This window comes from Allobosea sp. GW821-FHT10B12, from assembly GCF_059415545.1.
Map to the genome: position 1 here is coordinate 78,960 of NZ_JBWKNL010000003.1, position 25,956 is coordinate 104,915.

The window sequence follows — 25,956 nt, forward strand, 5'->3', positions numbered from 1 at the left end:
CGACATTCAGATGAGAACCGGAGCAATCCGCTTTCCCGAGCTTGGGTGAGCTGCTAGCCTCGCCTGAATCGGCTTTTGGGACACGGCAAGGCAGTGACAGAAAAAGCCCATGGCGGTTCTGTCGCCGCGCTCGGTGCCATCGTTGCGGGTGCCTTGATCCTGCAGGTTGCCGGCACGATCGTGAACACGGTCGTACCGCTGCAGATGGCGATCGCGAACCAGCCGCCGCTGCTGATCGGTCTCGTCGCCTCGGCCTATTCGCTCGGCTTCCTGATCGGCTGCTTCGTCAATCCTTCGCTCGTCCGCCGGGTCGGGCATATCCGGGGCTTTGCGGTGTTCGCCGCGCTCCAGGCCGTCTCGACGCTGAGCTTTCCGTTGCTGCCGGAAGCCTGGTGGGGGGTCTCGCGACTAGTCATGGGCCTGGCGGCGGCCGGCCACGGCATCTGCATCGAGAGCTGGATCAGCGGGCAGGCCAACCGGGCCCAGCGCGGCCGCATCTTCGGCATCTACCAGATCCTCAACCGCGTCGCGCTGATCGGCTCGCAGATCGGCGTCGGCTATGTCGCGATCCAGTCTCAGGACGTCTTCCTCTTCGCCAGCATGGCCTTCTCGATCGCGCTGGTCCCGGTCGCGCTCACGCGTGCCCGCGGCCCTGAATCGAGCGAGATCGTCTCGGTCGGGCTGCGGACGCTGTGGCAGCAGGCGCCGGCCGCCGTCGTCGGCTGCCTCTATGTCGGCATGGTGGGCGGCCCGCTGACGAGCGTGACCCCGGCCTATGGCATTCTGTCCGGCCTCGATCAGCGCACCACCATCCTGCTCACGGCCGGCATCCAGATCGGCGCCCTCCTGCTGCAATGGCCGATGAGCCTGCTCGCGGACCGCGTCGCCAGCCGCCTGATCATGCTGATCGCCACCAGCATCGTCGCGATCACGGCGGCCGGACTCTCGACTCTCCTGCAGGTCGACCCGGCCCATGGTCGCCTCTGGCTCTTCGGCCTGTTCGCCCTGATCGGCGGCTGCAGCATCCCGCTCTATACGGTCGCGGTGACGCACGCCTATTTCCGCATGGGGCGCGACCACGCCGTCGGCCTTTCGGCGCAGTTGCTCTTCCTCTGGGGGACGGGCTCGGCGATCGGACCGCTGGCCGCGACCTTGCTGATGCAGCTCGCGGGCCCGCAGGGCATGCTGGTCTATCTGCTCGGGCTGTCGGTCGCCGTCGCCATCTACATCGCGCTGCGGATTTCGCGGAACCCGTCTCCGCCACTCGTCGAGGGCGGTGCCACTGCCCCGACGATCCCCGACATCGAGATGGCCAAACGCTAGGAGGCAGGGCGGCGCTTCGATGCTGCCGCCATGCCGCAACTTGTCCGACCTAGCGAATATCCGTCGAGGTCAGGCGTGGCCAACTGCCGTCGGCACGGGCGATGTATGTCTTCGGCTTGCCGAGCCAGGTCTTGCGGACGCCGAGATCGTAGTTGAGGTAGAGCCGGCCATCGACGATCGACCAGGCCTCCGGTTCGATCTTGACGAGATAGCCGCGCGAGGTGCCGTAGGCGCAGAAGCCGCCATAGGCCGGCAGATAGCGCCCAGGATCAGCCTCGAACGCCGCCTTGTTCTCGGCGCTGGCGAAGCGCCAGCTGGCGCCGCCATGGTTGACCGAAAACTCGGCCTTGCCGAGCCGCGGTCCGCCCTCGCGGAAATAGGCGACGGGATCGTAGCCGCGAATGGCGATACCGTCGGGCGAGCCGAGCGTGTTGACCGGGCGGAGGGTGTCGGCCTGGGCAAGCGGTGCCCAGATCGCGGCCGTGAAGGTCCCGGCAGCGATGCGGATGAAGCTGCGCCTGTCGAACATGGCGGTTCTCCTTGCTTACAGCGGCGATCAGCGCGAGCGCGCTTCGAGCGCCTCGAAGACATGGGCTGCGAGGTAGCCATAGATGGCGTGCCCGATCAGGCTCATCAGCGAGAGCCGCGGCACGTCGCTCAGCAGGAAATGCTGGCCGGCGAGCGGGGCGAAGAAGCCGAGCGCGATGAGGTAGGTGATCACGCCCCAGATCCAGCCATCGACCGGCATGCCGAAGCTCTTCACCCAGCGGGTCAGGATCCAGTAGCCGAGCGGATAGAACAGGAAGCCGGTGAGGAAGTGGAGCAGCTTGGCCACCGGCGTCGACAGCGTCAGCCCGAACTGGTGCGCGAACAGCGATTTCACCAGCTCCGGCGGCTCCAGCGGGAACTCGGCGAACCAGGCGGTCGGGACGGCGGCGAACAGCTCCCAGAAGCCGAGCCCGGCGAAGCCGCCGAGCATGAGATGGCCCAGCGTCCGGCTCGACGGCAGGGCGAAGCTGCGGGGCATGGCTGCTGTCGTGGTCATGATGTCGTTCCTTCCTTGTGGGATCAGTGGGCGATGGCGAGGGGGGTGGCAGCAATGGCGAGGGCCGCGATGCGGCCTGCCGGCCGGCGCTCGAGCAGAGCGAGACGGCAAGCGGCGAACAGGTTGTTGCCGCCGCGGCGGGCCAGCCGCTCCGTCAGGATCAGGCCTGCTCGCTCATGGTTGCCGGAGCGGATCAGGCTCTCGACATAGGCCTGCTCGAACAGGTCACGCTGGGCATGGCTGCCGCCGATGGCGAGCAGCCTGCCGCGGGCGGCGCCGAGGAGGCGTGCGGCCTCGGCGTAGTCCGCTTCCTTGAAGGCGATCAGCCCGAAGGCCGCGAGCACGCCGCCCTGGGCGGCCTCGATGCGCTCGCCGCTCGGATGAGAGCAGGCGTCGAGGACGAGGCTGCGCGCGATCGCCTCGGCGTCATGCGGGCGGCCGGCGCCGAGCAGCGAGAGCACGTAATGCAGATCGGCGAAGACGAGGCGGCCGTCGCCGACACGGCTTTCCGCCTTGGCGGCGAGCTCCTCCCAGCGCATCCCGACATCGACGCCGGCATAGTCGAGCCGGGCCAGGAGCGAGGCGCCATTGGCGATGTCGCGATAGTCGTCGGTCTGCTCGGCCCGGATCTCCTCATCATAGAGCCGCAGAACCTCGGCGATCTCGCCGCGCTCGAGATGAAACAGTGCGAGATGCCAGAAGATGTGGAAACGCAGGTTGTTGGCATGGGCGAAGCTGCGCCCGTCGCCGAGCCAGGCAACCCCTTCATCGGCGCGGCCGGTCATTTCCAGCACATGGGCGACAGCATGGCGGCCCCAGGCGTCGCGTGGGCTCAAGGACACGGCACGGCGACCGACGCGCTCGGCCTCGGCGTAGAGGCCGCGCTCCTCCAGGGCGAAGGCGTAGCAACCATGGACATAGCCGGCGAGCGGGTGGTGCTCGCCGAAACCGGGCGCGGTGCGGTGCAAGGTCGCCAGCATGTCCCGCTGGTCGCCGAGCATGAAGCGGATGGCGTGCGAGAGCTTCAGCGCCAGCACGTCGCGCGGATGGTCCTCCAGGACAGCTTCCAGCCGCTGCGCCGCCCGCCGCGGCGCCTCGTCGAGCCAGAGCGCCAGCGCCTCGGTGACCATGCGCTCGCGCCGGGTAACGGGGCGCCGTGCGGCCGCTGCATAGGCCTGATCGAGACAATCGCGTGCCGGGCCGAGCAATTCGGCGCGGGCGAGCGACATCAGCATCAGCCCCTTGGCGGCATGCGCCAGCGCGAAATCGGGATCGGCGGCAAGCGCGCGGGCGAGATGCTCCGGCGCCGCCACGGCATGCGCCAGTACCGCTTCGAGCGTGTCGTTCCATGCGAGCCTTGCGGCATCGTTCGCGACGGTGACGCGGTCGCCGGAGAGATCGTGGTGCATCGGTAGGCTCCTTTGCAGCGCTCGCGACGAGCGCTCATCGGGGAGTTCGCAGGCGGGCGATCAAACGGCGATCAACTCGCTTCACGGACGCGTGTCGGCAGTGGCAGGCCGGCCATGGCCGAGTCGGGCGGCTCGGCTGCAGGCTTTGGCGTCGCTCCCGCCCAGGGTGCGCGCTTGAACCAGCCGACGAGCACCGCCGCGGCGAGGATCAGCGCGAAGCCGGAGAGGTTGAGCGCCGCGACGACCAGCTCGCTGTGCCCGGCCAGCTCGGCGATGCTGCCGGCGAGCCGGGCGAGGACGACGCTGGCGAGGAAGGCGGCGAGCGATTGCCGGCCGATCAGGACGAGGAGGTGGCCCGCCCCCTTGTCGAGCCGATCGCGCACCGGCTCGATCAGGCTGAGGACCAGATAGGCCAGAGCGAGGAAGTGCAGCGGGCGCAGGAGATGGAGATTGCTCTTCTCGCTGGCGGGCAGGACGAGATCGCGCAGCGCCTGCGCCGCTGGCCAGTGTTCGAGGACACCCCAGAAGGAGAGCGGCACGGAGAGCAGCAGGATCGCGGCGCAGGCCCCCATCAGCCGCCGCTCGCGCAGGCGCGGCGCCGGCAGCCAGCCCATCCCGAGGAAGAAGCCGATGAAGAAGATCAGTTGCCAGGCGAAGGGGTTGAGGAACCAGCCGGCGCCGTTCCAGGGATTGCCGGTGAGGTTGAGACCGCTGGTCCAGACCAGCGCATAGAGCAGTCCGGAAAGTGCGAAGGGCAGCGCCGGATGCAGCAAGCGCGCCGCCATCATCACCGGCACCAGCGCCAGGATGACGAGATACATCGGCAGGATATCGAGATAGTCCGGCTGCCAGGTCAGGGTGACGAGGCCGAGGATCGCGCCTGCGGGGTCGCTGAGGAGCGGCCCGAACTGCTCGGCGAGCTCGGCCATGCCGAAGCTGCGATCGATCAGCGCGGCAAGCGCGATCGCGGCCAGGACGAGCCCGAGCTGGGCCCAATAGACCTGCCAGATCCGATAGGCGATGCGCGCCGTCCCGAGCAGGAGGCCGCGCCGGGCGAAGACGCTGCCGAAGGCGAGCGCGCTGGCGAAGCCTGAGATGAAGACGAAGAGTTCGGCCCCGGAGGAGAAGCCGAAGCGGGCGGGGATGAAGGCGTTCCAGCTGTTCTGCGGCAGATGCGCCACGAAGATGATCAGCATGGTCAACCCGCGAAAGACATCGAGCCGCGCGTCGCGCGGCCGCTTCTCCAGCTTCTGCTGGGCCTGGCTCATCAGAATGCCCCCTCGTAATCGGCGGCGTCGATGCGGCAGGCCAGCACGGTGAAGCCCTCGCGGCCGAAAGCAGCGGCCGCCTCGCGCCGCAAACCGGCGCGATCGGTGACCGTGGCGCCATGGCCGCCGATCGCCCGCGCGATCGCGGCGAAATCGGTCGCGCCGAAATCGACTCCTGTTCGCTTCAATCCGAGCTGGCGCTGCTTCAGCGCGATCAGGCCGAGGCTCGCATCGACCAGGACGACGATCACCACCGGCAGCTTCAGGTCGCGCAGCGTGGCGAGCTCGCCGAGCACCATCTCCAGCCCGGCATCGCCGACGAAGCAGAGCACCGGCCTGCCCGAACCAAGCGCAGCCCCGGTGGCGAGGGGCAGCGCACAGCCCATGGTGCAGAGCCCCGTCGATTGCAGCAGCCGGCGCGGCCCGTCGCAGCGCCACATCTGGCTGAGCAGGATACGATGCGCGCCGGAATCGGCGGTCGCGACCGTTCCGGCCGGCGCGACCTCGCGCAGCGTCTCGAACACGGCATGCGGCCCCCAGGCGGCAGGCGCCGCAAAAGCAGCGTGGAAGCGCGAGCGGGTTTCACCCGGTTCGCCCCCCGGCCACGGCGCCTTGGTCTGCTGGCCGTCCGTCAGTGCATCCAAGGTCGCGCCGAGATCGCCCTCAAACAGCAGCGTCGCCGCGTGCATGCCGTGCTGCAGCGGTTCGGCGACGATATCGATGACGCATTTGCCGGCGGGCCAGGGATTGCGCCAGCCCTGGCGCATCTCGATCGGGTCGTAGCCGGCGAGCACGATCAGATCGGCCGCATCGATCAGCGGCTGAACGATCGCGTCGGCCTTCGGCGAGAGCCCGACGCCGCCGATGACGCGCGCATCGTCCTCCGGCAGAAGTCCCTTGGCCTTGTAGGTCGTGAGCAGGGGCGCTCCGGTCCGGTCGAGGAACCGGTCGAGCGCGGTCGCGCCGCCCTGATTGACGAGATCGAGCCCGGCGATGACGAGCGGCCGGCGCGCCTGTGCGAGCAGACCGCGGGCGAAGCCGAGATCGGCCGGGATGACCGGCTGCACCAGGGGCGTCACCGGTGGGTCCCGCCAGGGAGTGCGCGCCTCGGCAACGGAGATCGGCAGGTCGATATGGACTGGGCCCGGACGGCCGCGCCGGGCGAGCGCCACGGCTTTCTCGACGACCAGATCCTCGGTGCCTGGCCCGGCACGAAAGCTCGCTTTGACCAGCGGGCGGAGCACGGCCTGATGGTCGAAGACCTGATGGGTGTAGCTCTCGGCCAGGGCCTGATCGACACAGCCGGTGACGAAGACCAGCGGCACGCGGTCCTGCTGCGCATTGGCGACGACGTTGACCGCATTGGCGACGCCCGGCCCCAGCGTCGCGATCAGGACTGGCAGTGCGCCGGTCGCGTGCCAGAGCCCCTCGGCCATGAAGCCGGCGGCGTTCTCGTGCCTGGCCAGCAGGAAGCGGATACCGGCGCGCTCCAGCGCATCGACCAGAGCCAGCACCTCGCCGCCGGGGATGCCGAAGGCATGCGTCGCACCGGCCGCCCGGAGCCGCGCAGCCAACAGATCGGCACCGGTCACCAACGCTGGAGGATACGCGCTGCCGCTCGTCTCATGCGATCCGAATTCCTGGCGCATATGCCCTCTCCCGCCTGCCGCCACAGCGGCTTGCAGGGGAGATCGCAGCGGAACGGGGATTGGTTACAGGCTCACGCCGATGTGAGGTTCGGGCTGACGCCGGGGCGGCGCCGGCTTGTGGGCAGGCCCACGCCGTGTCACGGAGTGGCAAAGCTCGCGCCACTGCGGAAAAGTGCTGAAGCCTTGTCGCTCGACGAACTCGAAACCGAGCTCCGGCCTGTCTTTCTCGCCGCTCTCGCCGGCGATGGCGCCGCGTACAAGGTCTTCCTCGATGCGATCAGCGCGCGTCTGCGCGGTTATCTGCGCCGGATGCTGGCGCGCAGCGGGCGCAGCGAGCCGAGCGAGGCCGAGGACGTCCTGCAGGAGACGCTGCTGGCGCTGCACCTCTCCCGCCATACCTACGAGCCGTCGAGCCCGGTGACGGCCTGGGCCCACGCGATCGCGCGTTACAAGCTCGTCGACCATCTGCGCCGGACTGGCCGGCACGCCGGGCACCTGCCGCTCGACGACGAAGCCGAGCGAATCTCCGCGCCCGAAAGCTCCGCCGCAGACGCCCGGCTCGATCTCGAACGCGCCATGCAGGCCCTGCCGGAGCGGACGCGGAAGCTGGTCGAACAGGTCAAGCTTCAGGGCTCCAGCGTCGCCGAAGCGGCGAATGCGGCGGGAATGACGGAAAATGCGGCCAAGGTCGCGATCCATCGCGGGCTGCAGGCAATGGCTCGGCTGCTGTCCAAGACGGGTCGGCCACCCTGAAGCCGCCGCCCCCATCATCCGTGTAACCTTTCGCCGGCTTGCGGCGAATTCCCCTTCAGCCACTCCCCGGCGAACCCGAGCATGAAGACCGACGAGCTGATCTCCCTCATGGCCGCGAGCCACCAGCCGGTGGACACCGGCCGGCTGCGCCGCGCGACCTGGCTCGCGGCAGCGGCGGCAGTCGCCGCGACGATGGTACTGCTCGTCGTCACGCTCGGCGCGCGTCCCGATTTCGCCCAGGCGCTGACGACCACGCCGGTCATCGCCAAGCTGGTTTTCGGGGCCGGCGTGGCCGGGATCGCGCTCGCCCTGTTCCAGCAGAGCCTGCGGCCGGGGCTGCAACCAAGACGGTTCCTGCCGCTTGCTGCGATTCCGGTGGCGCTGATCCTCGCCTGGGCGCTGATCACGCTGGCGCAGGCTCCGGCCGGGCAGTGGAACGCACTGGTCTTCGGCCGCTACTGGCGCAGCTGCCTCGTCAATGTGCCGCTCTATGCGCTGCTGCCGCTGCTGGTCATGCTGCTGCTGGCCCGCCAGGGCGCGCCGGTCGAGGGCCGCCTGACCGGAGCATTGGCCGGCCTCGCATCAGGAGGCCTCGCCGCGATCGCCTACGCCCTGCACTGCCCCGACGATACGATTCCGTTCCTGGCGACCTGGTACACGATCGCGATCGCGCTGGTCACCGGCCTTGGCGCGCTCATCCTTCCGCGCTTCCTGCGCTGGTAGCAGCCACGAGCATCGCCCTCGAGCCCAGCCGGCGAAACCAGCGATAGCCCGGGTTCAAACGCCGCCCCTGGCGCAGCGCCTTTCGGGGGCCGCTCAAATGCCCAGATAGGCCTCGCGGATGCGCGGATCGGCGATCAGCTCGTTGGCCGTGCCGCTGATGATGATGCGGCCGGTCTCCATGACGTAGCCGCGATCGGCGATCTGCAGGGCGGCATAGGCGTTCTGCTCGACCAGCAGCACGGTGACGCCGAGCGACTTCAGGTTCTTCACCACGTCGAGGATCTGCGCCACGAGGATCGGCGCCAGCCCCATGCTCGGCTCGTCGAGCAGCAGGCAGGCGGGCCGGGCCATCAGGGCGCGCCCGATCGCCAGCATCTGCTGCTGGCCGCCCGAGAGCCCGCCGGCCGGCAGGTTGCGCTTCTCCTTCAGGATCGGGAACATCGCGAAGGCGTCGGCCATGTCGCGCTCGACCCGCTCATCGGCGAAGAGATAGGCGCCGAGCCGCAGGTTCTCCTCGACGGTCAGGTTGGTGAAGATCAGCCGCCCTTCCGGCGATTGCGACAGGCCTAAGGCCACGCGGCGATGGGCCGGGATCGCCTTCAGCGCCTCGCCGCGGAAGATGATCGCGCCGCCGCTCGCCGGCTGCACGCCGGAGATGCAGCGCAGAAGCGTCGTCTTGCCGGCGCCGTTGGCACCGACGACGGTGACGATCTCGCCCGAGCCGACTTCGAGGTCGACGCCGTGCAGGACCTCGATGCGGCCATAGCGCGAGCGCAGGCCCTCAACCGACAGCATCGCCTGCCTCCGTCGCCTGCGTGCCGAGATAGGCCTCGATCACCCTGGGATCGTGCGAGACGGCGGCCGGCGCTCCCTCGGCGATCTTCTCGCCGCGATCGAGCACGACGATGTGCCTGGAGATGCGCATCACCATCTTCATGTCGTGCTCGACCAGCAGGATGGCGACGCCGGACTTGGCGACCTCGGCGATGAGATGGTCGATCTCCTCGGTCTCGACCGCATTGCAGCCGGCGGCCGGCTCGTCGAGCAGGAGGATGCGCGGCTCCAGCGCCAGCGCCCGGGCGATCTCGAGCCGCTTGAGTGCGCCATAGGAGAGCGAGGAGGCCTCGCGCTCGGCGGCGCGCGCCAGGCCGACCCGCTCCAGCAGCTCGCTCGCGCGGGCCCTGGCCGCGGCGCTGCGGCGGCGCGAGGACGGCAGGCTGAGGAGGTCGCCGAGGATCGGCCCGCGCTCCCGGAGGTGGCAGCCGGTCATGGCGTTCTCCAGCACGCTCATGCGCTGGAAGATCTGCAGGTTCTGGAAGGTGCGCGACAGCCCGCGCTCGGCCAGCCGGTTCGGCGCCATGCCCGTGACGTCGTTGCCATCGAGCGCGATCTTGCCGCGCTGGGGCTGGTAGACGCCCGAGATCATGTTGAACAGCGTGGTCTTGCCGGCCCCATTGGGGCCGATCACCGAGACGATCTCGCCCGGCGAGACCGAGAAGCCGACATCGTTGACGGCCCGCAGGCCGCCGAAATCGATGCCGAGGCCTTCGACGGAGAGAAGCGTCATCACCCCCTCCCCTTCAGGCGGCGCATGATCGAGGGCAGCAGCCCCTCGCGCATGAAGATCATCACCAGCATCATGATCAGGCCGAGGATGAGGTTCTCGTATTGCTGCAGCACGGTCAGCGCCTGCGGCAGCAGGGTCAGCGTCGCGGCGCCGAGGATGGCGCCCGGCACCGAGCCGACGCCGCCGAAGACGGTCATCGTCACCAGCTCGACCGAATGCAGGAAGCCGGCGACATCCGGCGTGATGAAGCGGTTCATCAGCGCCAGCAGCGAGCCGGAGAGCGAGGCATAGACCGCCGAGATCACGAAGGCCGAGAGCTTCAGCCGGGCAACGTCGACGCCGACGGTGCGGGCCGCAACCTCGGAATCGTGCAAGGCGCGTAGCGCCCGGCCCGACGGGCTGTCATGCAGGTTGAGCGCGATCCAGGCGCCGGCGAGCATGGAAAGGCCGGTGGCCGCGTACCAGAACTGGGCATTGCTCAGGCCGATGCCGATCGAGGCGAGCGCGCTGCGCAGGCCGAGTTCCGCGACCTCGCGCCCGTCCGGCCCGCCGGTGATCTTCGCCTCATTGGCGAGCACCATCGAGACGAGGATGCCGAAGCCGAGGGTGGCGACGGCGAGGTAATAGCCCTTGAGGCGCAGGATCGGCCGGCCGATCAGCCAGGCGACGCCGCCGGAGAGCACGGCGCCGAGCAGCATGGCGAGCCCGGGATGCAGGCCGAGATAGCCCGGCGCCAACGCGCAGGCATAGGCGCCTATCCCGGCAAAGCCGGCATGGCCGAGGCTGATCTGGCCGGCGAAGCCGATCAGGACGACGAGGCCGGTGACAGCGAGCCCGTTGACGAAGATCAGTGCGCCGATGCGGTAATAGAAGTTCGACGGGAAGAGCGCAGGCGCCAGCGCGATCAGCACGGCCAGCACGATCAGGGTGAGATGCTTGCTCGACAGGCGCATCGTCACACCCGGTCCATGGCCTTGCGGCCGAACAGGCCCTGCGGCCGCACGAACAGGATCACCAGGATCAGCACGAACGCGACGGCGTCCTTGTAGACCGAGCTGACATAACCGGCCGTGAGCGCCTCGATCAGCCCGAGCAGCAGGCCGCCGACCAGCGCTCCGGCCGGAACGCCCATGCCGCCGAGCATGGCGGCGGCGAAGCCCTTCAGCGCCATCGCAACGCCAAGATCGTAGCTGGTCAGGGTGATCGGCGTGACCAGCACGCCGGCGAGCGCTCCGATCGCGGCCGAGACGGCGAAGCTCAGGGTCATCATGTGATTGGGGTTGATGCCGACCAGGCTCGCCGCGATGCGGTTGTTGGCGCTGGCGAGCACGGCCTTGCCGGTCAGCGTGCGGGCGAAGAACAGCCAAAGAGCGAGGAAGATCGCGACCGCCCCGGCAATGACCCAGAGGCCCTGCGGTAGGATCGTCGCGCCGAAGAGCCTGAGCGGATCGTCGCCGGAGAAGCTCGGGAAGCGGTGAAGCTGTTTGTCGAAGACGAGCTGGGCGCTGCCGCGCAGGAAGATCGAGGCGCCGATGGTGATGATGATCAGGCTGGCGACCGGAGCGCCACGGGCCGGCTCGATCGCCAGCTTGTTGAGGAGGACGCCGATCGTCGCCGCCGCGAGGATGGCGAGCAGCGCCGCCAGTGGCAGCGGAATGCCGGCCTGCCAGGCGAAGAAGGTGATCATCCCGCCGAGCATGACGAACTCGCCCTGGGCGAAGTTCACCACGTCGGAGGCGTTGTAGATCAGGGTGAAGCCGAGCGCGACCAGCGCATAGACCGCCCCGACCGTCACGCCCGACAACAGATATTGCAGAAGTTCGGGCACTCTATGCTCCCCGTGGCCAGATCAGGTGCTGAAGGCCAGTCCAGTCGTCTTGCTCGCCCTTGTGGCGAGCATCCACGTCTTGAAGCCGCCTTGCCCGAAGGTAGACGTGGATGGTCGGGACAAGCCCGACCATGACGGGAAGGGCTGCGCTCAACGGCCTCGGGTCGCGTCCAGATTTACTGCACCAGCGCCCAGTTGCCGCCCTTGATCTCGAGCATGCGGAAGGCGGAGAGGTCGAGGCCGAGATGGTCTGATGCCGCCATGTTGAAGGTGCCGGTCACGCCGACGAAGCCTTTGGTGCCCTCGAGCGCATCGCGGATCGCCTTCGGCTCGGCCTTGCCGGCGCGCTTGATCGCATCGACCAGCAACCGCAGACCGTCATGCGCATAGCCACCGAAGGTCGAGGCAGGCTGGTTGAACTTCGCCTGGTAGGCGCTCGTATAGGCAGAGACGACCGCCTTCTGCGGGTCGTTCGCCGGCAGGAGATTGGCGACGAGGACGGCGGTGCCGGGCAGGCGCACGCCTTCCGAGGCCGGGCCCGCGAGATCGATGAAACTCTTCGAGGCGACGCCGTGCGACTGGTAGAGCGGCGTCTTGATGCCGAGCTGGCCGTAATTGCGAGTCACGATCGCCGGGCCCTGGCCGAAGCCGGGATTGAGGATCGCCTGCACATCGGCCTTGGAGCGGATATTGGTCAGCTGCGGGGTCATGTCGGCGTCGTTCGGGCCGTAGGTTTCTTCGGCCAGCACGGTGATGCCGAACTCGCCGATGACCTGCAGGCACTGCTTGCGCATCGAGGCGCCGAAGCCATCCGAGCCGGAGATCAGGGCGATCTTGCTGAAGCCCTTGGCCTTCATGTCCTCGAAGATCTTGCGGCAGGCCATCCGGTCGGTATGCGGCGTCTTGAAGACGAAGGGCTTGACCGGGTCGATGATCTCGATCGCGCCCGCCAGCGAGATGAACGGGATCTTGGCGTTCTCGACGACCGAGATGATCGACATGGTGGTGCCGGTGGTCGAGCCGCCGACGATGGCGACGACTTCGTCGTCCTCGACCAGGCGGGTGGCGAAGGTGCGCGCCTTGTTCGGGTCGCCGCCGTCGTCATAGAGAAAGAGCTTGATCTTCTGGCCGAGCACGCCGCCGGCGGCATTGATCTCGTCGACCAGCAGCTTGAGCGTCTTGGCCTCGGGATCGCCGAGCGAGGAAGCCGGGCCGGTCTCGGAGACCGAAGCGCCGATCTTGATGTCGGCGAAGGCCGGGCCAGCGAGGCCGAGCGTCAGCGCGAGCGCGCTGCCGAAGACTTTGAACTTCATCATTTCCTCCCGGTACCACGTATTTTTATGTCGTTCGTCGTCGCGCGGCTGAACGCTCAGAGCGCGGTCGTCGTCGTTCCCGCATGGCGCTTGGTCGAGTCTCGGGGCAGGTTTGCAACCTTCACCTGAGACCCATTCGCGCCTTCGTTGGATTAATAATTGACCGACCGTTCGGACTATGCAAGGGATTTTTTGAAGCGACGGCTCAAGGCCGCGATTGCATGGGAGGAAAGCGGATGTCCGATACGGTCAAGGTGGTGCTCGCCGACGGCCTGCTCAGGCTGACGCTCAATCGCCCGGACAAGCTGAATTCCTTCAACGAAGAAATGCATCTGGCCTTGCGCGCCGGCTTCCAGCGCGCGCATGACGAGAGCGAGATCCGCGCGGTCCTGCTGACGGGCGCCGGTCGCGGCTTCTGCGCCGGCCAGGACCTGGGTGATCGCGACCCGCGCAAGGAGACGGCGCCGGATCTCGGCCGCACGATCGAGACCTTCTACAACCCGCTGATCCGCCAGATCCGCAGCCTCGACAAGCCGATCGTCTGCGCGGTCAATGGCGTCGCCGCCGGCGCCGGCGCCAATATCGCGATCGCCTGCGATATCGTTCTGGCGGCCCGCTCGGCGAAATTCATCCAGGCCTTCTCCAAGATCGGCCTCGTCCCCGATTCCGGCGGCACCTGGAGCCTTGCGCAGCTGCTCGGCGAAGCCCGTGCCAAGGCGCTCGCCCTGACGGCGGAACCGCTGACGGCCGAGACCGCCGCCAACTGGGGCCTGATCTGGCGCGCCGTCGACGACGCCGAATTGATGAACGAGGCCGAGGCGCTCGGCAGGAAACTCGCCGCCGGCCCGACCTTCGGCCTCGGCCTGATCAAGCAGGCGATCCAGGCCTCGGCCGGCAACACGCTCGACCAGCAGCTCGATCTCGAGCGCGACCTGCAGCGCCAAGCCGGCCGCAGCGCCGATTATGCCGAGGGCGTCCTCGCCTTCCTCGACAAGCGCCAGCCGAAGTTCACCGGACGATGAGCCTCGACTTCTCCGATCCCATCGCCGTCGCCCGCGCTTCGGCCGCCGCGATGTGGGAGAAGGACCTTGCCTCCCGCAGCCTCGGCATGAGCCTCGATGCCGTCGGTCCGGGCGAGGCGCGGCTGTCGATGACCGTCACGGCGGCGATGACCAATGGCCACAAGACCTGCCATGGCGGCTACATCTTCACTCTGGCGGATTCGGCCTTCGCCTTCGCCTGCAACAGCTACAACCAGAACACCGTCGCGCAGCACTGCTCGGTGACGTTCCTGCGCCCAGCCTTCGAGGGCGACCGGCTGACCGCCAGCGCCGGCGAAGTCTCGCGCATCGGCCGCGGCGGCATCTACGACATCAAGGTGACGAATCAGAACGGCGAGCACGTCGCGGAATTCCGCGGCCACTCCCGCACCGTCAAGGGCACGCCGATCCCCGAGCCGGGCTGAACGTTCCGGCCGAAACAAGACAAGAGCGGAGGAAACCCATGGAAGACCTTTCGCCCCGTCCGGGCGATCTCGATCCCATCGAAACGGCCTCTCGCGACGAAATCTCGGCGCTCCAGCTCAAGCGCCTGAAGACGACGCTCGACCACGCCTATCGCAATTCGCCGCATTACCGGGCGCAGTTCGACAAGGCCGGCGTCCATCCTGATGATCTAAGGACGCTGTCAGATCTCGCGAAATTCCCGTTCACCGTGAAGAAGGACCTGCGCGACACCTATCCGTTCGGGATGTTCGCGGTGCCGCGGGAAAAAATCGCCCGCATCCACGCCTCCTCCGGCACCACCGGCAAGCCGACCGTCGTCGGCTACACCCAGAACGACATCGAGATGTGGGCGACCTGCGTCGCCCGCTCGATCCGGGCGGCCGGCGGCCGGGCCGGCGACATCTGCCATGTCGCCTATGGTTACGGCCTGTTCACCGGCGGGCTCGGTGCCCACTACGGCGCCGAGAAGCTCGGCTGCACGGTGATCCCGATCTCGGGCGGCATGACCGAGCGCCAGGTCTGCCTGATCCAGGACTTCAAGCCGCGCATCATCATGGTGACGCCGTCCTACATGCTGTCGATCCTCGACGAGTTCCGGCGCCAGGGCATCGACCCACGAAGCTCCTCGCTGGCAGTCGGCATCTTCGGTGCCGAGCCCTGGACCAATGCGATGCGCGAGGAGATCCAGCAGGATTTCGACATGCACGCCGTCGACATCTACGGCCTGTCGGAGGTGATCGGCCCGGGCGTCGCCAGCGAATGCGTCGAGACCAAGGACGGGCTGCATGTCTGGGAGGATCATTTCTATCCGGAGATCATCGATCCGGAGACCGGCGCTGTCCTGCCCGACGGCGAGCTCGGCGAACTCGTCTTCACCTCGCTGACCAAGGAGGCGCTGCCGATCATCCGCTATCGCACCCGCGACCTGACGCGGCTCCTGCCGGGCACGGCGCGGGCGATGCGCCGGATCGAGAAGATCACCGGCCGCTCAGACGACATGATGATCTTGCGCGGCGTCAACATCTTCCCGACGCAGATCGAGGAGCAGCTCCTGAAATGCGGCGGCCTCGCCCCGCATTTCCAGATCGAGCTCGTGCGCGCCGGTCGCATGGACGACATGGTCGTGCATGTCGAGGCGATGCCGCACGCAGCCGATGCCGCCGCGCGCGCCTCGTCAGCCAAGGAACTTGCGCACCACATCAAAAGCGTGGTGGGGGTGAGCACCAAGATACAGGTCGGCGACCCCGATTCGGTCGAGCGTTCGGCCGGCAAGGCCAGGCGCGTCGTCGACAACCGGCCGAAAGGATAACAGGCGATGGCCCGCACCAGGGCTGCGGATTTCGATGAGAAGCGGCGCAGCATCCTCGACAGCGCCGCGGCCGTCTTCGCCAAGCTCGGCATGGAGCGCGCCTCGATGGCGCAGATCGCCCAGGAGAACAACGTCTCCAAGGCGCTGCTCTACCATTACTATCCGAGCAAGGACCTGCTGATCTTCGATATCGGCCGCACCCATCTCGTCGAGCTGGAGGCAGCGATCATCGAGGCCGACCGGCCCGACCTCGAACCGCGGGCGCGTTTGCGCCATCTGATCGGCGGCGTGCTGGAGAACTACCGCACAGCGTCGAACTTCCACCAGGTCCTGCTCAACGGCACCGGCTCGCTCACCGAAGCCCAGCGTCTGGAGCTGCGGGAGATGGAGCGCCGCATCGTCAAGGCGTTCTCGGACGTGCTGGTCGACATCAACCCGGCGCTGGCGGACAACCGCGCCGGGGTGACGCCGGTCACCATGTCGCTCTTCGGCATCCTGAACTGGGTCTACACCTGGTTCCGGCCCAGCGGCGCGCTGAGCCGCGAGGGCTATGCCGACATGGTCACCGCACTGTTCCTCGACGGTGCCGCGGCGCTGAAATAGCAGCCCGAACCGATTTCAAAAGCACCGATCAGGCCGCCTGCTTCGCAGCAGGCTCCGACGCGTCCTTCCTCAGCCGGGCCACGGTCGCCTTGACCTCTGCGACCGCCGCCTCCTTCACCGGGCCGTAGCCGCGGATGTCCATCGGCGCCCTGGCGAGCGCCAGCAGTGAATCGGGCGCCCGCGCAGGCAATTGCGCCAGCATCTCGTCGATCAGCCCTTCGTACCAACCGATCAGCGCGCGCTCCATCTTGCGCTCCGCCGTGTAGCCGAAGGGATCGAAGGCCGTGCCGCGCAAGCCCTTGAGCCGCGCCAGCAGGCGCAGCGGCGTCTGGACCCACTGGCCGAAGCTACGCTTCAACGGCCGCCCGCGCGCATCCTTGTCCCCGCCGAGGAAAGGCGGAGCAAAATGGTAGTTCACCTTGAAGTCGCCATCGAAGCTGCGCTTCAGCTCGTCAAGGAAGCCGGTGCCCATATGCAGCCGCGCCACTTCGTACTCGTCCTTGTAGGACATCAGCTTGAACAGCGAGCGGGCAACTGCGTCGGTGAGGGCTTCGCTGCCAAACGGCCGCTCAGCCGCACGAACCTTGTCGACGCCCGCCCGGTACCGCCGCGCCCAGGCCTCGTCCTGATAGTCGACGAGGAAGCGCTGGCGGCGAGCGATCACCTCGTCCAGGGTTTCCGGCGTGGCGGTGGTCGGGGCCGACGCAAAGGCTGTGGGATCGGCAGCCGCGAGCCGCCCGGCGGCAAAGGCCTGCCGGTTGCGCTCGACCGCGACGCCGTTGAGCTCGATGGCGCGATGCAGGGCGTCGAGCCCGACGGGAACCAGCCCCTGCTGCCAGGCATGGCCGAGCATGATGATGTTGGCGAACACCGCATCGCCGAAGAGCTCTTCCGCCAACCCATTGGCATCGAGCGCGCGAACGTTCTCGGGCCCAGCCACCTGCTCGATCTCCTTCAACCGGCGGCGCGTCGCGAGGTCGGCGTCGCGACGGCGCACGATGTCGCCGGTCGGCATCTCGGCCGTGTTGACGAGCGCCCGCATGCCGGAGCGGTAGGTGGCGGAGGCCTTGGGCGAGGACGATACGACGATGTCGCAGCCGATCAGCGCATCGCTCGAGCCATTGTCGATGCGGACCTGATTGACCGCCTCGGGCGTTTCCGCAAGCCGCAGGAAGGACAGCACCGGCCCGAACTTCTGGGCGAAGCCGGTGAAGTCGAGGACCGAGCTGCCCTTGCCCTCGAGATGGGCCGCCATCGCGATCAGCGCGCCGACCGTGATGACGCCGGTGCCGCCGACGCCGGTGACGAGCAGATCATAGGGCCGGTCGAGCGTCGGCAAGGTCGGTCTCGGCAGCAACGCCGCCCGCCCGACGAAGTCGCTTCCGCTCGCCTGGCGCTTGCGGCGGGTGGCGCCTTCCACCGTCACGAAACTCGGGCAGAAGCCATCGAGGCAGGAGAAGTCCTTGTTGCAGTTGGAGAGGTTGATCTGCCGCTTGCGGCCGAACGGCGTCTCCTTCGGCTCGACGCTCAGGCAGTTCGACGCCACCGAACAATCGCCGCAGCCCTCGCAGACGAGGTCGTTGATGGTGGCAAAGCGCTGCGGGTCGGCCATCGTGCCGCGCTTGCGCCGGCGTCGCTTCTCGGTGGCGCAGGCCTGCTCATAGATCAGCACCGAGACGCCCTTGATCCCGCGCAGTTCGCGCTGAACCGCATCGAGCTCGCGGCGGTGGTGGATCGTGATGCCGTGCGGCAGGCCGGCAGGCGTGAACTTTTCCGGCTGGTCCGAGACCAGCGCGATGCGTTCGACGCCCTCGGCGCGGACTTCCTGCGCGATCGCGTGGACGCTGATCGGCCCGTCGACCGGCTGGCCGCCGGTCATGGCGACAGCGTCGTTGTACAGGATTTTGTAGGTGATGTTGGCCTTGGCGGCGATCGCCTGGCGGATCGCCATCGAGCCGGAGTGGTAATAGGTGCCCTCCCCCAGGTTCTGGAAGATGTGGCCCCTGCCGGTGAACAGGGAGGATGCTGCCCAGTTCACGCCCTCGCCGCCCATCTGGATCAGCGAGGTGGTCTCGCGATCCATCCAGCTCGCCATGAAGTGGCAGCCGATGCCGGCCAATGCCTTCGAGCCTTCCGGCACCTTGGTCGAGCTGTTGTGCGGGCAGCCGGAGCAGAAATAGGGCGTCCGGGTTGCGCCCGGCACCTGGATGATGCGCGAGGCCTCAGGCACGAGAGCCGCAGCGCGCTCGGTCAGGCACAGGTCCGGGAACAGCGCGTCCAGCCGCTTCGCCACGATCGGCGCGAGCAGGCGCGGCGAGAGTTCGCCAATCCATGAGATCAGGCGGTTGCCGTCCTCGTCGCGCTTGCCGACCATGGAATGCGGCTTATGGCCTGGATAGTCGTAGAAGTACTCCTTGAGCTGGCTCTCGATGATGCCGCGCTTTTCCTCGACGACGAGAATCTCGTGCTTGCCGCGCACGAATTCCAGCGCGGAGCGGCGGGCCAGCGGCCAGACCATCCCGACCTTGTAGATGTCGATGCCGTGGCTGCGGCAGGCTGCTTCGTCGAGGCCGAGCAGGCGCAGCGCCTCCATCAGGTCGAGATGCGCCTTGCCGGTGGTGACGATGCCGAAGGAGGCATCGGGAATGTCGTAGATGCGCCGGTCGATCGGGTTCGCCTCGGCGAAGGCGAAGACGGCCATCTTCTTGGCCTCCATGCGCTCCTCGATCTGCGGTCCCGGCAGGTCCGGCCAGCGATAGTGCAGCCCGCTGGCGGGCGGCGTGTAGTCGGGCTGGTTGAACTGGCGCGGCGCCGGCAACTCGACCGACTGGCCGCTCTCGACCGTTTCCGAGATCGCCTTGAAGCCGACCCACATGCCGGAATAGCGCGACAGCGCATAGCCGTATTCGCCGAAGGCGAGGTATTCGCCGATCGAGGCGGGGTTCAGCGTCGGCATGAACCAGGCCATGAAGGCGACGTCGGACTGGTGCGGCATCGATGACGAGACGCAGCCATGATCGTCCCCGGCGACCACCAGCACGCCGCCATGCGGCGAGGAGCCGTAGGCGTTGCCGTGCTTCAGCGCGTCGCCGGCGCGGTCGACGCCGGGGCCCTTGCCGTACCAGAGGCCGAAAACGCCCTGCACCGTCCGGTCCGGATTGGTCTCGACCTGCTGCGAGCCGAGCACGGCGGTCGCGGCGAGGTCCTCGTTGACGGCAGGCAGGAACTCGATGCCGTGCTGCCCCACCAGCTCCTTGGCGCGCCAGAGTTCGAGATCGACGCCGCCAAGCGGCGAGCCGCGATAGCCGGAGATGAAACCGGCCGTGTCGAGGCCTGCAGCGCGGTCGCGGCGAGCCTGGTCGAGCGCGATCCGCACCAGCGCCTGGGTGCCGGTCAGGAACACGCGTCCGGTGGTTCTGGTGTAGCGGTCGCCGAGCGCATAGTCGGCGGGCGAGCTGGTCGATGAGGTGCCGGCCATGGCGTGGCCTCCCGAAAGATTTATTCGGGAGATTCTAAACTCGGGCGCCTGGAAAAACTTGCCTGGTTTGCCGATTCGGATTGCCGATTCGATAAAATTGACCGACAATGCCCTATATTGAGGATAATCCTTTCAGGACACAGCGATGGAGCTCACCGAGCAGGACCGCAAGCTGATCACGCTGCTGCAGGCGGATGCCCGCATCTCCAATCAGGAGCTGGCGGAGGGCGTCGGCATGTCGGCCTCGGCCTGCTGGCGCCGGGTGCGGGCGCTCGAGGAAGCCGGTGTGATTTCGAGTTATCGCGCGATCGTCGATCCCGCCAAGGCCGGGCTCGCCTTCAGCGCGGTGGTGCACGTCGCGCTGGTGCGCCACGAGGCGGACCATGTGAAGACGTTCATCTCGCGCGTGACCGGGCGGCCCGAAGTGCTGGAATGCTTCGCGACCACCGGCGAGGCCGACTACCACCTGCATGTCGTCTGCCGCGACAAGGACGCCTATAACGACTTCCTCGAGCACTTCCTGTTCAGGCTGCCGGGCATCGCCAATGTCCGCACCAACCTCGTGCTGCGGGAGATCAAGGTTCACGGACCGGTGCCGGTGTGACCGGCACCGTTATCCTCAGCGTCGAGACTATTGCGGCCAGTTCTTCGCTACCATCGTCAGCACGTCGTACTGCGCGACGAGCTGGGCCTCCTGGTTGCTGACCGCGCAGTCCCAGCGCACCTCGCCGTACTCTTCGGTCTCGCGCGGATTGATCTGCTTGCAGGTCAGCGTCACCTGCAAAGCATCGCCCGGATTGACCGGCGTCAGGAAGCGCAGCGCGTCGACACCGTAATTGGCGAGCACCGGGCCCGGCGCCGGATCGACGAACAGCCCGGCGGCGAACGAGACGATCAGATAGCCATGGGCGACGCGCCCGTCGAAGAACGGGTTCGCCTTGGCGGCCTCCTCGTCCATATGGGCGTAGAAGGTGTCGCCGGTGAAATGAGCGAAGTGCTCGATGTCCTCCAGCGTCACGGTGCGCGAGGCGGTGACGAGCTGGTCGCCGATCTCCAGCTCGGCGAGCGACTTGCGGAAGGGATGGACGCCGTCGCGCCGCGCCTTCGCGCCCTGCATCCAGCGGCCAGTGACCTCCGACAGCAGCCAGGGCGCGCCCTGGATGGCAGTGCGTTGCATGTAATGCTTGACGGCGCGCATGCCACCAAGCTCCTCGCCGCCGCCGGCCCGGCCCGGCCCGCCATGGACCAAGACCGGCAGCGGCGAGCCGTGGCCGGTCGAGGACTTCGCGCTGACGCGATTGCCGAGCATGACTCGGCCATGCCAGGGCCCGAGCGCCTGCACGGCCTCACGCGCGAAGGCGGCGTCGTTGGTGAAGACCGAGGCGACGAGGCTGCCCTTGCCGCGCCGCGCGAGCTCTGCGGCCTCCTCGGCAGTCTCATAGGGGATGATCGTGCTGACCGGGCCGAAAGCCTCGACATCGTGCACCGCCCGGGCCGAACCAGGCTTGTCGCAATAGAGCAGCACGGGGCTCAGGAAGGCGCCGGCCTGCGCATCGCCCGACGTCAGATTGGCTCGGGTTGGATCGCCAGCGACGATCTCGGCATCCCCTTGCAGTTCCGCGATGCGGGCCCGCACCTCGTCGCGCTGGGCGAGACTGGCGAGCGGGCCCATCCGCGTCGCCTCCTCGCCGGGATTGCCGAGCGCCGTCTTGGCGAGCCGCTCGCCGAGCGCCTTGATCAGCGGCTCGACCGTGGCCCGCGGTGCGATCACGCGGCGGATCGCCGTGCATTTCTGCCCGGCCTTCACCGTCATCTCGCGGGCGACCTCCTTGACGAAGAGGTCGAACTCCTCGGTGCCGGCGACCGCATCGGGGCCGAGGATCGCGGCGTTGAGCGAATCCGCCTCCATGGTGAAGCGCACGGAATTCTCGACGATCGCCTTGTGCGCCTTGAGCTTGCGGCCGGTGGCGGCCGAGCCGGTGAAGGTCACGACATCCTGGCAGTCGACATGGTCGAGCAGGTCGCCAACCGAGCCGCTGATCAATTGCAGCGCGCCCTTGGGCAGGATGCCTGTCGCGATGATCCTGCGCACCATCAACTCGGTCAGATAGGCGGTCTGGCTCGCCGGCTTGACGATCGCGGGCATGCCGGCGAGCAGCGTCGGCGCCAGCTTCTCCAGCATGCCCCAGCACGGGAAATTGAAGGCGTTGATGTGGATCGCGACGCCTTCCAGAGGCGTCAGGATGTGCTGGCCGGAAAACGTGTTGTCGCGCGACAGGAGCTCGACATCGCCGTCGACGAGAGTGCGCGTGTTCGGCAGCTCGCGCCGGCCCTTCGAGGCGAAGGACAGCAAGGTGCCGATACCGCCCTCGATGTCGATCCAGCTATCGGTGCGCGTCGCGCCGGTCGCGGTGGAGAGGGCGTAGAACTCCTCCTTCGCCTCCATCAGCGCCTGGCCGAGCGCCTTCAGCATCAAGGCGCGCTCATGGAAGCTGAGCTTGCGTAGCGCCGACCCGCCGACCTCGCGGCCATGAGCCAGCGCACGCTTCATGTCGAGGCCGCTCGCATCGATCAGCGCGACCTCCGCGCCGGTCGCCGCATCGAGCAGCGGCACGGCCTTGCCGGCGCCGCGGACCCAGTCTCCGACGATGAAGGATTCGAGCTGGCGGACGGTCTTCACTGGCGCGTTCATCCCTTGAGATCCCTTGTCGATCGCGGTGTGCGGCTTGGCGCCGTCGTGGGTCGTATGTGCTGGTTAGGCCATCCCGATGGCGCGCAGCAGCTCGTCCACCTGCCGCTCCCAGGCGGCGGCGAGTTCGGCATTGCCGGTGTGGCGCAGGCCGAACTTCTTCTGCGTCTCGAAATGCGCCGAGCTGCCGCGGCCGAAGCTGACGGCGACGCGCGGGCGCCAATAGGCGAGCGCAGCGGCGACCTGCGGGCGGTTGCCTGCATCCTCCAGCAGCTTCCGCAAGCCCTCTTCGCCGAGCTCCTTATGCCGGCGCTCGCGCGGCAGGATGGCGCGGAAGATCTCGCCGAGCGGCTGGTAGGAGAGCCCGGCGAATTCCTCGATCTGGATCACCACCGCCTGGCCCATCAGCACGTTCATCACGACCGCATCGAGCCAGCCCTGCAGCGGATAGTGCAGCACGGCGAGCCGCATGTCGGCGCCGTGGCGGGCAGCGCCGAGATCGCTGTCGCGCGCCACGCGCTCGGCCCAGGGATGGTGATTGGCGTAGCGCGAGATGTCCGCGCCGAACTCGCCCATCACCGCAAGCACGCGCTCGGCATGGTCGAGCTTCTCCAGCACGATGCGGGAGGCGGCGATGCGCTCCTTGATGCCCGGCCCCTGGTTGATGATATCCGCGAAACCGGCAGCGCCGGCGAGCTCGCTGTCGACGAAGGTCGCCATCAGCCTCAGCAATTCGCCGCGATAGCGCGGCGGCGCGTTCTCCGGCGTGGTCAGCTTGCCGCCCTGCGCCAGATAGGCCTCGAGCGGCATGGTGTCGGCGTCACTGGTCATAGGTCACCACCACCCGGTCGGAGAGCGGATAGCACTGGCAGCTCAGCACATAGCCCTGGCGGACCTCGTAGTCCTCGAGGGCATGGTTGGTCGCCATCTCGACCTCGCCCTCGACGACCATGGCGCGGCAGGTCGAGCAGACGCCCGCCTTGCAGGCATAGGGCGCATCGAGACTGGCGCCGAGCGCCGCCTCCAGGATGGTCTGCCCGGTCTTGGCCATCTCGATCACCCGCGTCGTGCCGTCGAGGGTGATCGTCGCGGTGCAGGTCGCGGCCTTGCCGTTGTCGGCGGCGGTCCTGACGACATGCTTGCCGCGGCGCGGTGCCGAGGCGAAGAGTTCGAACTTGATCTGGTCGTCGCGCAGGCCGTGCTCGCGCAGCGCCGCCGCGATCGCCAGCATCATCGGCTCGGGCCCGCAGATGAAGGCCATGTCGATGGCGGCGATGTTGATCCAGCCCTTGAACAGCCGCGCGCATTTCTCGGCGTCGATGCGGCCGGAGAACAGCTCGACCTCCTGTGCCTCGCTCTCCAGCACATGCACGACGTTGAAGCGACCGAGATGGGTGTTCTTGATGTCCTCAAGCTCCTCGCGGAACATGATCGAACTGACCGAGCGGTTGCCGTAGACCAGCGTGAAGCGCGATCCCGGCTCGCGCGCCAATGTCGTCTTGATCAGCGAGAGCACCGGGGTGATGCCGCTGCCGCCGGCGAAGCCGAGATAATGCCGCTTCTCCTCCGGCTTCAGCGGCACGTGGAAGGCGCCCATCGGCGGCATCGCCTCGACCACGTCGCCGGGCTTCAGCTCCTCGTTGGCCCAGGTCGAGAAGGCGCCGCCGTCGACGCGCTTGATGCCGACCTTGAGGACGCCCTCGTCCTTGCCGGCGCAGATCGAATAGGAGCGGCGCAGCTCCTCGCCCTCGAAGTCGCGGCGGAAGGTCAGGTACTGGCCTTGGGTGAAGTCGAAGGCGGCGCGATCCTCGGAGCGCGGCGCGAGGGTGACGACGACCGCATCGCGCGTCTCGCGGCGGATATCGGCGACCTCCAGCGGAAAGAAGCGTGCCATCAGATGCTCTTGAAGTAGTCGAACGGTTCCAGGCAGTCGGTGCAGCGGAAATGCGCCTTGCACGGCGTCGAGCCGAACTGGCTGATGCGCTCGGTCCGCGCCGAGCCACAGCGCGGACAGGAGACCTCGAGCGGCACAAGCGCTCCGGCGCAGGCGGCCGTGCCCTCGACCGGCGGCGCGATGCCGTATTCGCGCAGCTTGGCGCGGCCCTCGGCGCTGATCCAGGCGGTGGTCCAGGCCGGCGACAATTGCCGCTTCAGGACGAGCTTCTCGATGCCGTGCTCGCGCAGGCCGCGCTCGATCTCGAAATTGATGACGCCGGTCGCCGGGCAGCCGGAATAGGTCGGCGTCACCGTCACTTCCAGCATGTCATCGGCCCAGGCAACGTCGCGGATGATGCCGAGATCGACCAGCGAGATCACCGGGATCTCGGGATCCGGAATCTCGCCGAGCCAGGACCAGATCTCGGCGACGGCCGGGCGGGAGATGGTGGCGGCGTCCATCAGCGCCTCCTCACCAGCTTGCGCCGGGATAGGCGCGCTGCAGGAACTGCATCTCCGCCAGGATGTAGCCGAGATGCTCGGAATGGACGCCGCGCCGGCCGCCTTTCTGGGCGAAGCTCTTCTCCGGTGCTTTCAGCGTCGCGTCGGCGAAGGAGCGGGTGACATGCTCCTGCCAAGCCGCTTTGAGCGAGCCCGGCTCCGGAGCGAGGCCTGACACCGCCAGCTCCTCGTCGAGCGCATCGGCGATGAACATCTCCCCCGTATAGGGCCAGAGGAAGTCCACGGCCGCCTGCATGCGGGCATGGCTCTCCGCGGTGCCGTCGCCGAGGCGGACGACCAGATCGGCGCTGCGCTCGAGATGATAGGCGACCTCCTTGGAGGCTTTCTCGGCGATCTCGGCGATGCGCTTGTCGGCCGAGCCCATCAGCACCTTCAGCAGCGGCAGATGCCAGGCGTCGAACAGGTATTGCCGCATCAGCGTGCGGCCGAAATCGCCATTGGGCTGCTCGACCAGCAGGAGATTGCGATAACCGGAGACGTCGCGCAGGAAGGCGATCTCATCGGGCGTGCGACCCCTGCCCTCGGCCTCGCAGGCGAGCCCGAGCCAGAGCTGGGTCTGGCCGATCAGGTCGAGCGCGGTGTTGGCGAGCGCGATGTCCTCTTCCAGCGCCGGGGAATGGCCGCACCATTCCGAATTGCGATGGCCGAGGATCAGGCAGTTGTCGCCCATGCGCAGCGCGAACTCGGCGACCGCCGAAGAAACCGCAGAGGAAGAGGCCGGGGCGCTCATCACATGTGCCCCACTTCATCCGGCACGTCGAAGAAGGTCGGGTGCCGGTAGACCTTGGCGTTGGCGGGATCGAACAGCGGCCCCTTGTCGGAGGGCGCGCTGGCGACGATGTCGGCCGAGCGCACCACCCAGATGCTCACGCCCTCATTGCGGCGCGTATAGACGTCGCGCGCGTTCAGGATCGCCATCTCGGCGTCGGGCGCATGCAGGCTGCCGACATGCCGGTGGTTGAGGCCGTGCTGGCCGCGGATGAAGACCTCCCAGAGGGGCCATTCGCTCGACATCGCTTCGTTTCCTTCCGCTGGCG

25 protein-coding genes are annotated in these 25,956 nt (G+C 67.8%); 8 read left to right on the forward strand and 17 right to left on the reverse strand.

The annotated features are described in order from the left end of the window. The first annotated feature begins 93 nt into the window (after positions 1-93). A complete protein-coding gene (locus AC07O0_RS10150; protein ID WP_494622546.1) occupies positions 94-1,323 on the forward strand; it encodes an MFS transporter in 1,230 nt (409 codons plus the stop codon). Between the two features lie 49 nt (positions 1,324-1,372). Here the strand turns inward: AC07O0_RS10150 and AC07O0_RS10155 are convergent, their stop codons facing one another. The 5 genes from AC07O0_RS10155 to AC07O0_RS10175 all read right to left on the reverse strand — a co-directional run bounded on the left by AC07O0_RS10155 (position 1,373) and on the right by AC07O0_RS10175 (position 6,694). Further along, positions 1,373-1,852, reverse strand: coding sequence for a YHS domain-containing (seleno)protein (locus AC07O0_RS10155; protein ID WP_494622548.1), 480 nt, complete (start codon positions 1,850-1,852; stop codon positions 1,373-1,375). 27 nt (positions 1,853-1,879) lie between these two features. Beyond that, the gene (locus AC07O0_RS10160; RefSeq protein ID WP_494622550.1) at positions 1,880-2,368 is read right to left on the reverse strand and encodes a hypothetical protein; all 489 of its coding nucleotides are present in this window, start codon (positions 2,366-2,368) and stop codon (positions 1,880-1,882) included. Between the two features lie 23 nt (positions 2,369-2,391). After that, complete coding sequence (locus AC07O0_RS10165) at positions 2,392-3,777, reverse strand: tetratricopeptide repeat protein (RefSeq protein ID WP_494622552.1); 1,386 nt, start codon at positions 3,775-3,777, stop codon at positions 2,392-2,394. A gap of 71 nt (positions 3,778-3,848) precedes the next feature. Continuing rightward, a complete protein-coding gene (locus AC07O0_RS10170) occupies positions 3,849-5,045 on the reverse strand; it encodes an OpgC family protein (protein ID WP_494622554.1) in 1,197 nt (398 codons plus the stop codon). Beyond that, positions 5,045-6,694 (reverse strand): thiamine pyrophosphate-binding protein, encoded by a 1,650-nt coding sequence (locus AC07O0_RS10175; RefSeq protein WP_494622556.1) that lies wholly within the window; start codon positions 6,692-6,694, stop codon positions 5,045-5,047. The genes AC07O0_RS10170 and AC07O0_RS10175 overlap by 1 nt, the downstream gene beginning before the upstream one ends. Positions 6,695-6,775: 81 nt before the next feature. On the opposite strand from AC07O0_RS10175, the gene AC07O0_RS10180 reads away from it, so the two are divergent. Further along, positions 6,776-7,447, forward strand: coding sequence for a sigma-70 family RNA polymerase sigma factor (locus tag AC07O0_RS10180; protein WP_494622558.1), 672 nt, complete (start codon positions 6,776-6,778; stop codon positions 7,445-7,447). Positions 7,448-7,528: 81 nt separating this feature from the next. Then, positions 7,529-8,170, forward strand: a complete 642-nt coding sequence (locus tag AC07O0_RS10185) for an NrsF family protein (protein ID WP_494622560.1) — start codon at positions 7,529-7,531, stop codon at positions 8,168-8,170. A 93-nt stretch (positions 8,171-8,263) separates the two neighbouring features. On the opposite strand, the gene AC07O0_RS10190 is transcribed toward AC07O0_RS10185, so the two are convergent. The 5 genes from AC07O0_RS10190 to AC07O0_RS10210 all read right to left on the reverse strand — a co-directional run bounded on the left by AC07O0_RS10190 (position 8,264) and on the right by AC07O0_RS10210 (position 12,878). Beyond that, positions 8,264-8,965: an ABC transporter ATP-binding protein gene (locus tag AC07O0_RS10190; RefSeq protein WP_494622562.1), complete on the reverse strand. Its 702-nt coding sequence runs from the start codon at positions 8,963-8,965 to the stop codon at positions 8,264-8,266. Then, a complete protein-coding gene (locus tag AC07O0_RS10195; RefSeq protein WP_494622564.1) occupies positions 8,952-9,737 on the reverse strand; it encodes an ABC transporter ATP-binding protein in 786 nt (261 codons plus the stop codon). Before AC07O0_RS10195 ends, AC07O0_RS10190 begins: the two co-directional genes overlap by 14 nt. After that, positions 9,737-10,690: a branched-chain amino acid ABC transporter permease gene (locus AC07O0_RS10200; RefSeq protein ID WP_494622566.1), complete on the reverse strand. Its 954-nt coding sequence runs from the start codon at positions 10,688-10,690 to the stop codon at positions 9,737-9,739. Before AC07O0_RS10200 ends, AC07O0_RS10195 begins: the two co-directional genes overlap by 1 nt. Before the next feature lie 2 nt (positions 10,691-10,692). After that, the gene (locus AC07O0_RS10205) at positions 10,693-11,565 is read right to left on the reverse strand and encodes a branched-chain amino acid ABC transporter permease (protein WP_494622568.1); all 873 of its coding nucleotides are present in this window, start codon (positions 11,563-11,565) and stop codon (positions 10,693-10,695) included. Positions 11,566-11,741: 176 nt separating this feature from the next. After that, positions 11,742-12,878 (reverse strand): ABC transporter substrate-binding protein, encoded by a 1,137-nt coding sequence (locus AC07O0_RS10210; RefSeq protein WP_494622570.1) that lies wholly within the window; start codon positions 12,876-12,878, stop codon positions 11,742-11,744. A gap of 236 nt (positions 12,879-13,114) precedes the next feature. On the opposite strand from AC07O0_RS10210, the gene paaG reads away from it, so the two are divergent. The 4 genes from paaG to AC07O0_RS10230 are packed head-to-tail and all read left to right on the forward strand — an operon-like array spanning position 13,115 to position 16,295. Then, entirely contained in the window at positions 13,115-13,900 is a 786-nt protein-coding gene (paaG, locus tag AC07O0_RS10215; protein ID WP_494622572.1) for a 2-(1,2-epoxy-1,2-dihydrophenyl)acetyl-CoA isomerase PaaG, read from the forward strand. Then, a complete protein-coding gene (gene paaI, locus AC07O0_RS10220) occupies positions 13,897-14,343 on the forward strand; it encodes a hydroxyphenylacetyl-CoA thioesterase PaaI (RefSeq protein WP_494622574.1) in 447 nt (148 codons plus the stop codon). Before paaG ends, paaI begins: the two co-directional genes overlap by 4 nt. 38 nt (positions 14,344-14,381) lie before the next feature. After that, positions 14,382-15,692 (forward strand): phenylacetate--CoA ligase PaaK, encoded by a 1,311-nt coding sequence (gene paaK / locus AC07O0_RS10225; protein ID WP_494622576.1) that lies wholly within the window; start codon positions 14,382-14,384, stop codon positions 15,690-15,692. A gap of 6 nt (positions 15,693-15,698) precedes the next feature. Beyond that, a complete protein-coding gene (locus AC07O0_RS10230; RefSeq protein ID WP_494622578.1) occupies positions 15,699-16,295 on the forward strand; it encodes a TetR/AcrR family transcriptional regulator in 597 nt (198 codons plus the stop codon). Between the two features lie 28 nt (positions 16,296-16,323). Here AC07O0_RS10230 and AC07O0_RS10235 read toward each other — a convergent pair whose 3' ends face one another. After that, positions 16,324-19,773 carry an indolepyruvate ferredoxin oxidoreductase family protein gene (locus AC07O0_RS10235; protein ID WP_494622580.1) on the reverse strand — a complete coding sequence of 1,150 codons (3,450 nt, stop codon included), beginning with the start codon at positions 19,771-19,773 and terminating at the stop codon, positions 16,324-16,326. 145 nt (positions 19,774-19,918) lie between these two features. On the opposite strand from AC07O0_RS10235, the gene AC07O0_RS10240 reads away from it, so the two are divergent. Next, positions 19,919-20,377, forward strand: a complete 459-nt coding sequence (locus AC07O0_RS10240) for an Lrp/AsnC family transcriptional regulator (protein WP_494622583.1) — start codon at positions 19,919-19,921, stop codon at positions 20,375-20,377. Positions 20,378-20,404: 27 nt separating this feature from the next. On the opposite strand, the gene paaZ is transcribed toward AC07O0_RS10240, so the two are convergent. The 6 genes from paaZ to paaB all read right to left on the reverse strand — a co-directional run bounded on the left by paaZ (position 20,405) and on the right by paaB (position 25,933). After that, positions 20,405-22,465: a phenylacetic acid degradation bifunctional protein PaaZ gene (gene paaZ / locus AC07O0_RS10245; RefSeq protein ID WP_494622585.1), complete on the reverse strand. Its 2,061-nt coding sequence runs from the start codon at positions 22,463-22,465 to the stop codon at positions 20,405-20,407. 63 nt (positions 22,466-22,528) lie between these two features. Continuing rightward, positions 22,529-23,293, reverse strand: coding sequence for a Phenylacetic acid catabolic protein (locus AC07O0_RS10250; protein ID WP_494622587.1), 765 nt, complete (start codon positions 23,291-23,293; stop codon positions 22,529-22,531). Then, positions 23,283-24,356 carry a 1,2-phenylacetyl-CoA epoxidase subunit PaaE gene (gene paaE / locus AC07O0_RS10255; RefSeq protein WP_494622589.1) on the reverse strand — a complete coding sequence of 358 codons (1,074 nt, stop codon included), beginning with the start codon at positions 24,354-24,356 and terminating at the stop codon, positions 23,283-23,285. Before paaE ends, AC07O0_RS10250 begins: the two co-directional genes overlap by 11 nt. Then, a complete protein-coding gene (gene paaD / locus AC07O0_RS10260) occupies positions 24,356-24,859 on the reverse strand; it encodes a 1,2-phenylacetyl-CoA epoxidase subunit PaaD (protein ID WP_494622591.1) in 504 nt (167 codons plus the stop codon). Before paaD ends, paaE begins: the two co-directional genes overlap by 1 nt. Before the next feature lie 10 nt (positions 24,860-24,869). Further along, entirely contained in the window at positions 24,870-25,649 is a 780-nt protein-coding gene (paaC, locus tag AC07O0_RS10265; RefSeq protein WP_494622593.1) for a 1,2-phenylacetyl-CoA epoxidase subunit PaaC, read from the reverse strand. Continuing rightward, positions 25,649-25,933 (reverse strand): 1,2-phenylacetyl-CoA epoxidase subunit PaaB, encoded by a 285-nt coding sequence (gene paaB, locus AC07O0_RS10270; protein WP_038360406.1) that lies wholly within the window; start codon positions 25,931-25,933, stop codon positions 25,649-25,651. The genes paaC and paaB overlap by 1 nt, the downstream gene beginning before the upstream one ends. Between the last annotated feature and the right edge of the window lie 23 nt (positions 25,934-25,956).

Excerpts from the sequence above, each read along its gene's own strand:
- AC07O0_RS10155 (WP_494622548.1), bottom strand. The coding sequence starts at position 1,852 with ATGTTCGACAGGCGCAGCTTCATCCGCATCGCTGCCGGGACCTTCACG.
- AC07O0_RS10160 (WP_494622550.1), bottom strand. The coding sequence starts at position 2,368 with ATGACCACGACAGCAGCCATGCCCCGCAGCTTCGCCCTGCCGTCGAGC.
- AC07O0_RS10165 (WP_494622552.1), bottom strand. The coding sequence starts at position 3,777 with ATGCACCACGATCTCTCCGGCGACCGCGTCACCGTCGCGAACGATGCC.
- AC07O0_RS10170 (WP_494622554.1), bottom strand. The coding sequence starts at position 5,045 with ATGAGCCAGGCCCAGCAGAAGCTGGAGAAGCGGCCGCGCGACGCGCGG.
- AC07O0_RS10175 (WP_494622556.1), bottom strand. The coding sequence starts at position 6,694 with ATGCGCCAGGAATTCGGATCGCATGAGACGAGCGGCAGCGCGTATCCT.
- AC07O0_RS10185 (WP_494622560.1), top strand. The coding sequence starts at position 7,529 with ATGAAGACCGACGAGCTGATCTCCCTCATGGCCGCGAGCCACCAGCCG.
- AC07O0_RS10190 (WP_494622562.1), bottom strand. The coding sequence starts at position 8,965 with ATGCTGTCGGTTGAGGGCCTGCGCTCGCGCTATGGCCGCATCGAGGTC.
- AC07O0_RS10195 (WP_494622564.1), bottom strand. The coding sequence starts at position 9,737 with ATGACGCTTCTCTCCGTCGAAGGCCTCGGCATCGATTTCGGCGGCCTG.
- AC07O0_RS10200 (WP_494622566.1), bottom strand. The coding sequence starts at position 10,690 with ATGCGCCTGTCGAGCAAGCATCTCACCCTGATCGTGCTGGCCGTGCTG.
- AC07O0_RS10210 (WP_494622570.1), bottom strand. The coding sequence starts at position 12,878 with ATGAAGTTCAAAGTCTTCGGCAGCGCGCTCGCGCTGACGCTCGGCCTC.
- paaG (WP_494622572.1), top strand. The coding sequence starts at position 13,115 with ATGTCCGATACGGTCAAGGTGGTGCTCGCCGACGGCCTGCTCAGGCTG.
- paaI (WP_494622574.1), top strand. The coding sequence starts at position 13,897 with ATGAGCCTCGACTTCTCCGATCCCATCGCCGTCGCCCGCGCTTCGGCC.
- paaK (WP_494622576.1), top strand. The coding sequence starts at position 14,382 with ATGGAAGACCTTTCGCCCCGTCCGGGCGATCTCGATCCCATCGAAACG.
- AC07O0_RS10230 (WP_494622578.1), top strand. The coding sequence starts at position 15,699 with ATGGCCCGCACCAGGGCTGCGGATTTCGATGAGAAGCGGCGCAGCATC.
- AC07O0_RS10235 (WP_494622580.1), bottom strand. The coding sequence starts at position 19,773 with ATGGCCGGCACCTCATCGACCAGCTCGCCCGCCGACTATGCGCTCGGC.
- AC07O0_RS10240 (WP_494622583.1), top strand. The coding sequence starts at position 19,919 with ATGGAGCTCACCGAGCAGGACCGCAAGCTGATCACGCTGCTGCAGGCG.
- paaZ (WP_494622585.1), bottom strand. The coding sequence starts at position 22,465 with ATGAACGCGCCAGTGAAGACCGTCCGCCAGCTCGAATCCTTCATCGTC.
- AC07O0_RS10250 (WP_494622587.1), bottom strand. The coding sequence starts at position 23,293 with ATGACCAGTGACGCCGACACCATGCCGCTCGAGGCCTATCTGGCGCAG.
- paaE (WP_494622589.1), bottom strand. The coding sequence starts at position 24,356 with ATGGCACGCTTCTTTCCGCTGGAGGTCGCCGATATCCGCCGCGAGACG.
- paaD (WP_494622591.1), bottom strand. The coding sequence starts at position 24,859 with ATGGACGCCGCCACCATCTCCCGCCCGGCCGTCGCCGAGATCTGGTCC.
- paaC (WP_494622593.1), bottom strand. The coding sequence starts at position 25,649 with ATGAGCGCCCCGGCCTCTTCCTCTGCGGTTTCTTCGGCGGTCGCCGAG.
- paaB (WP_038360406.1), bottom strand. The coding sequence starts at position 25,933 with ATGTCGAGCGAATGGCCCCTCTGGGAGGTCTTCATCCGCGGCCAGCAC.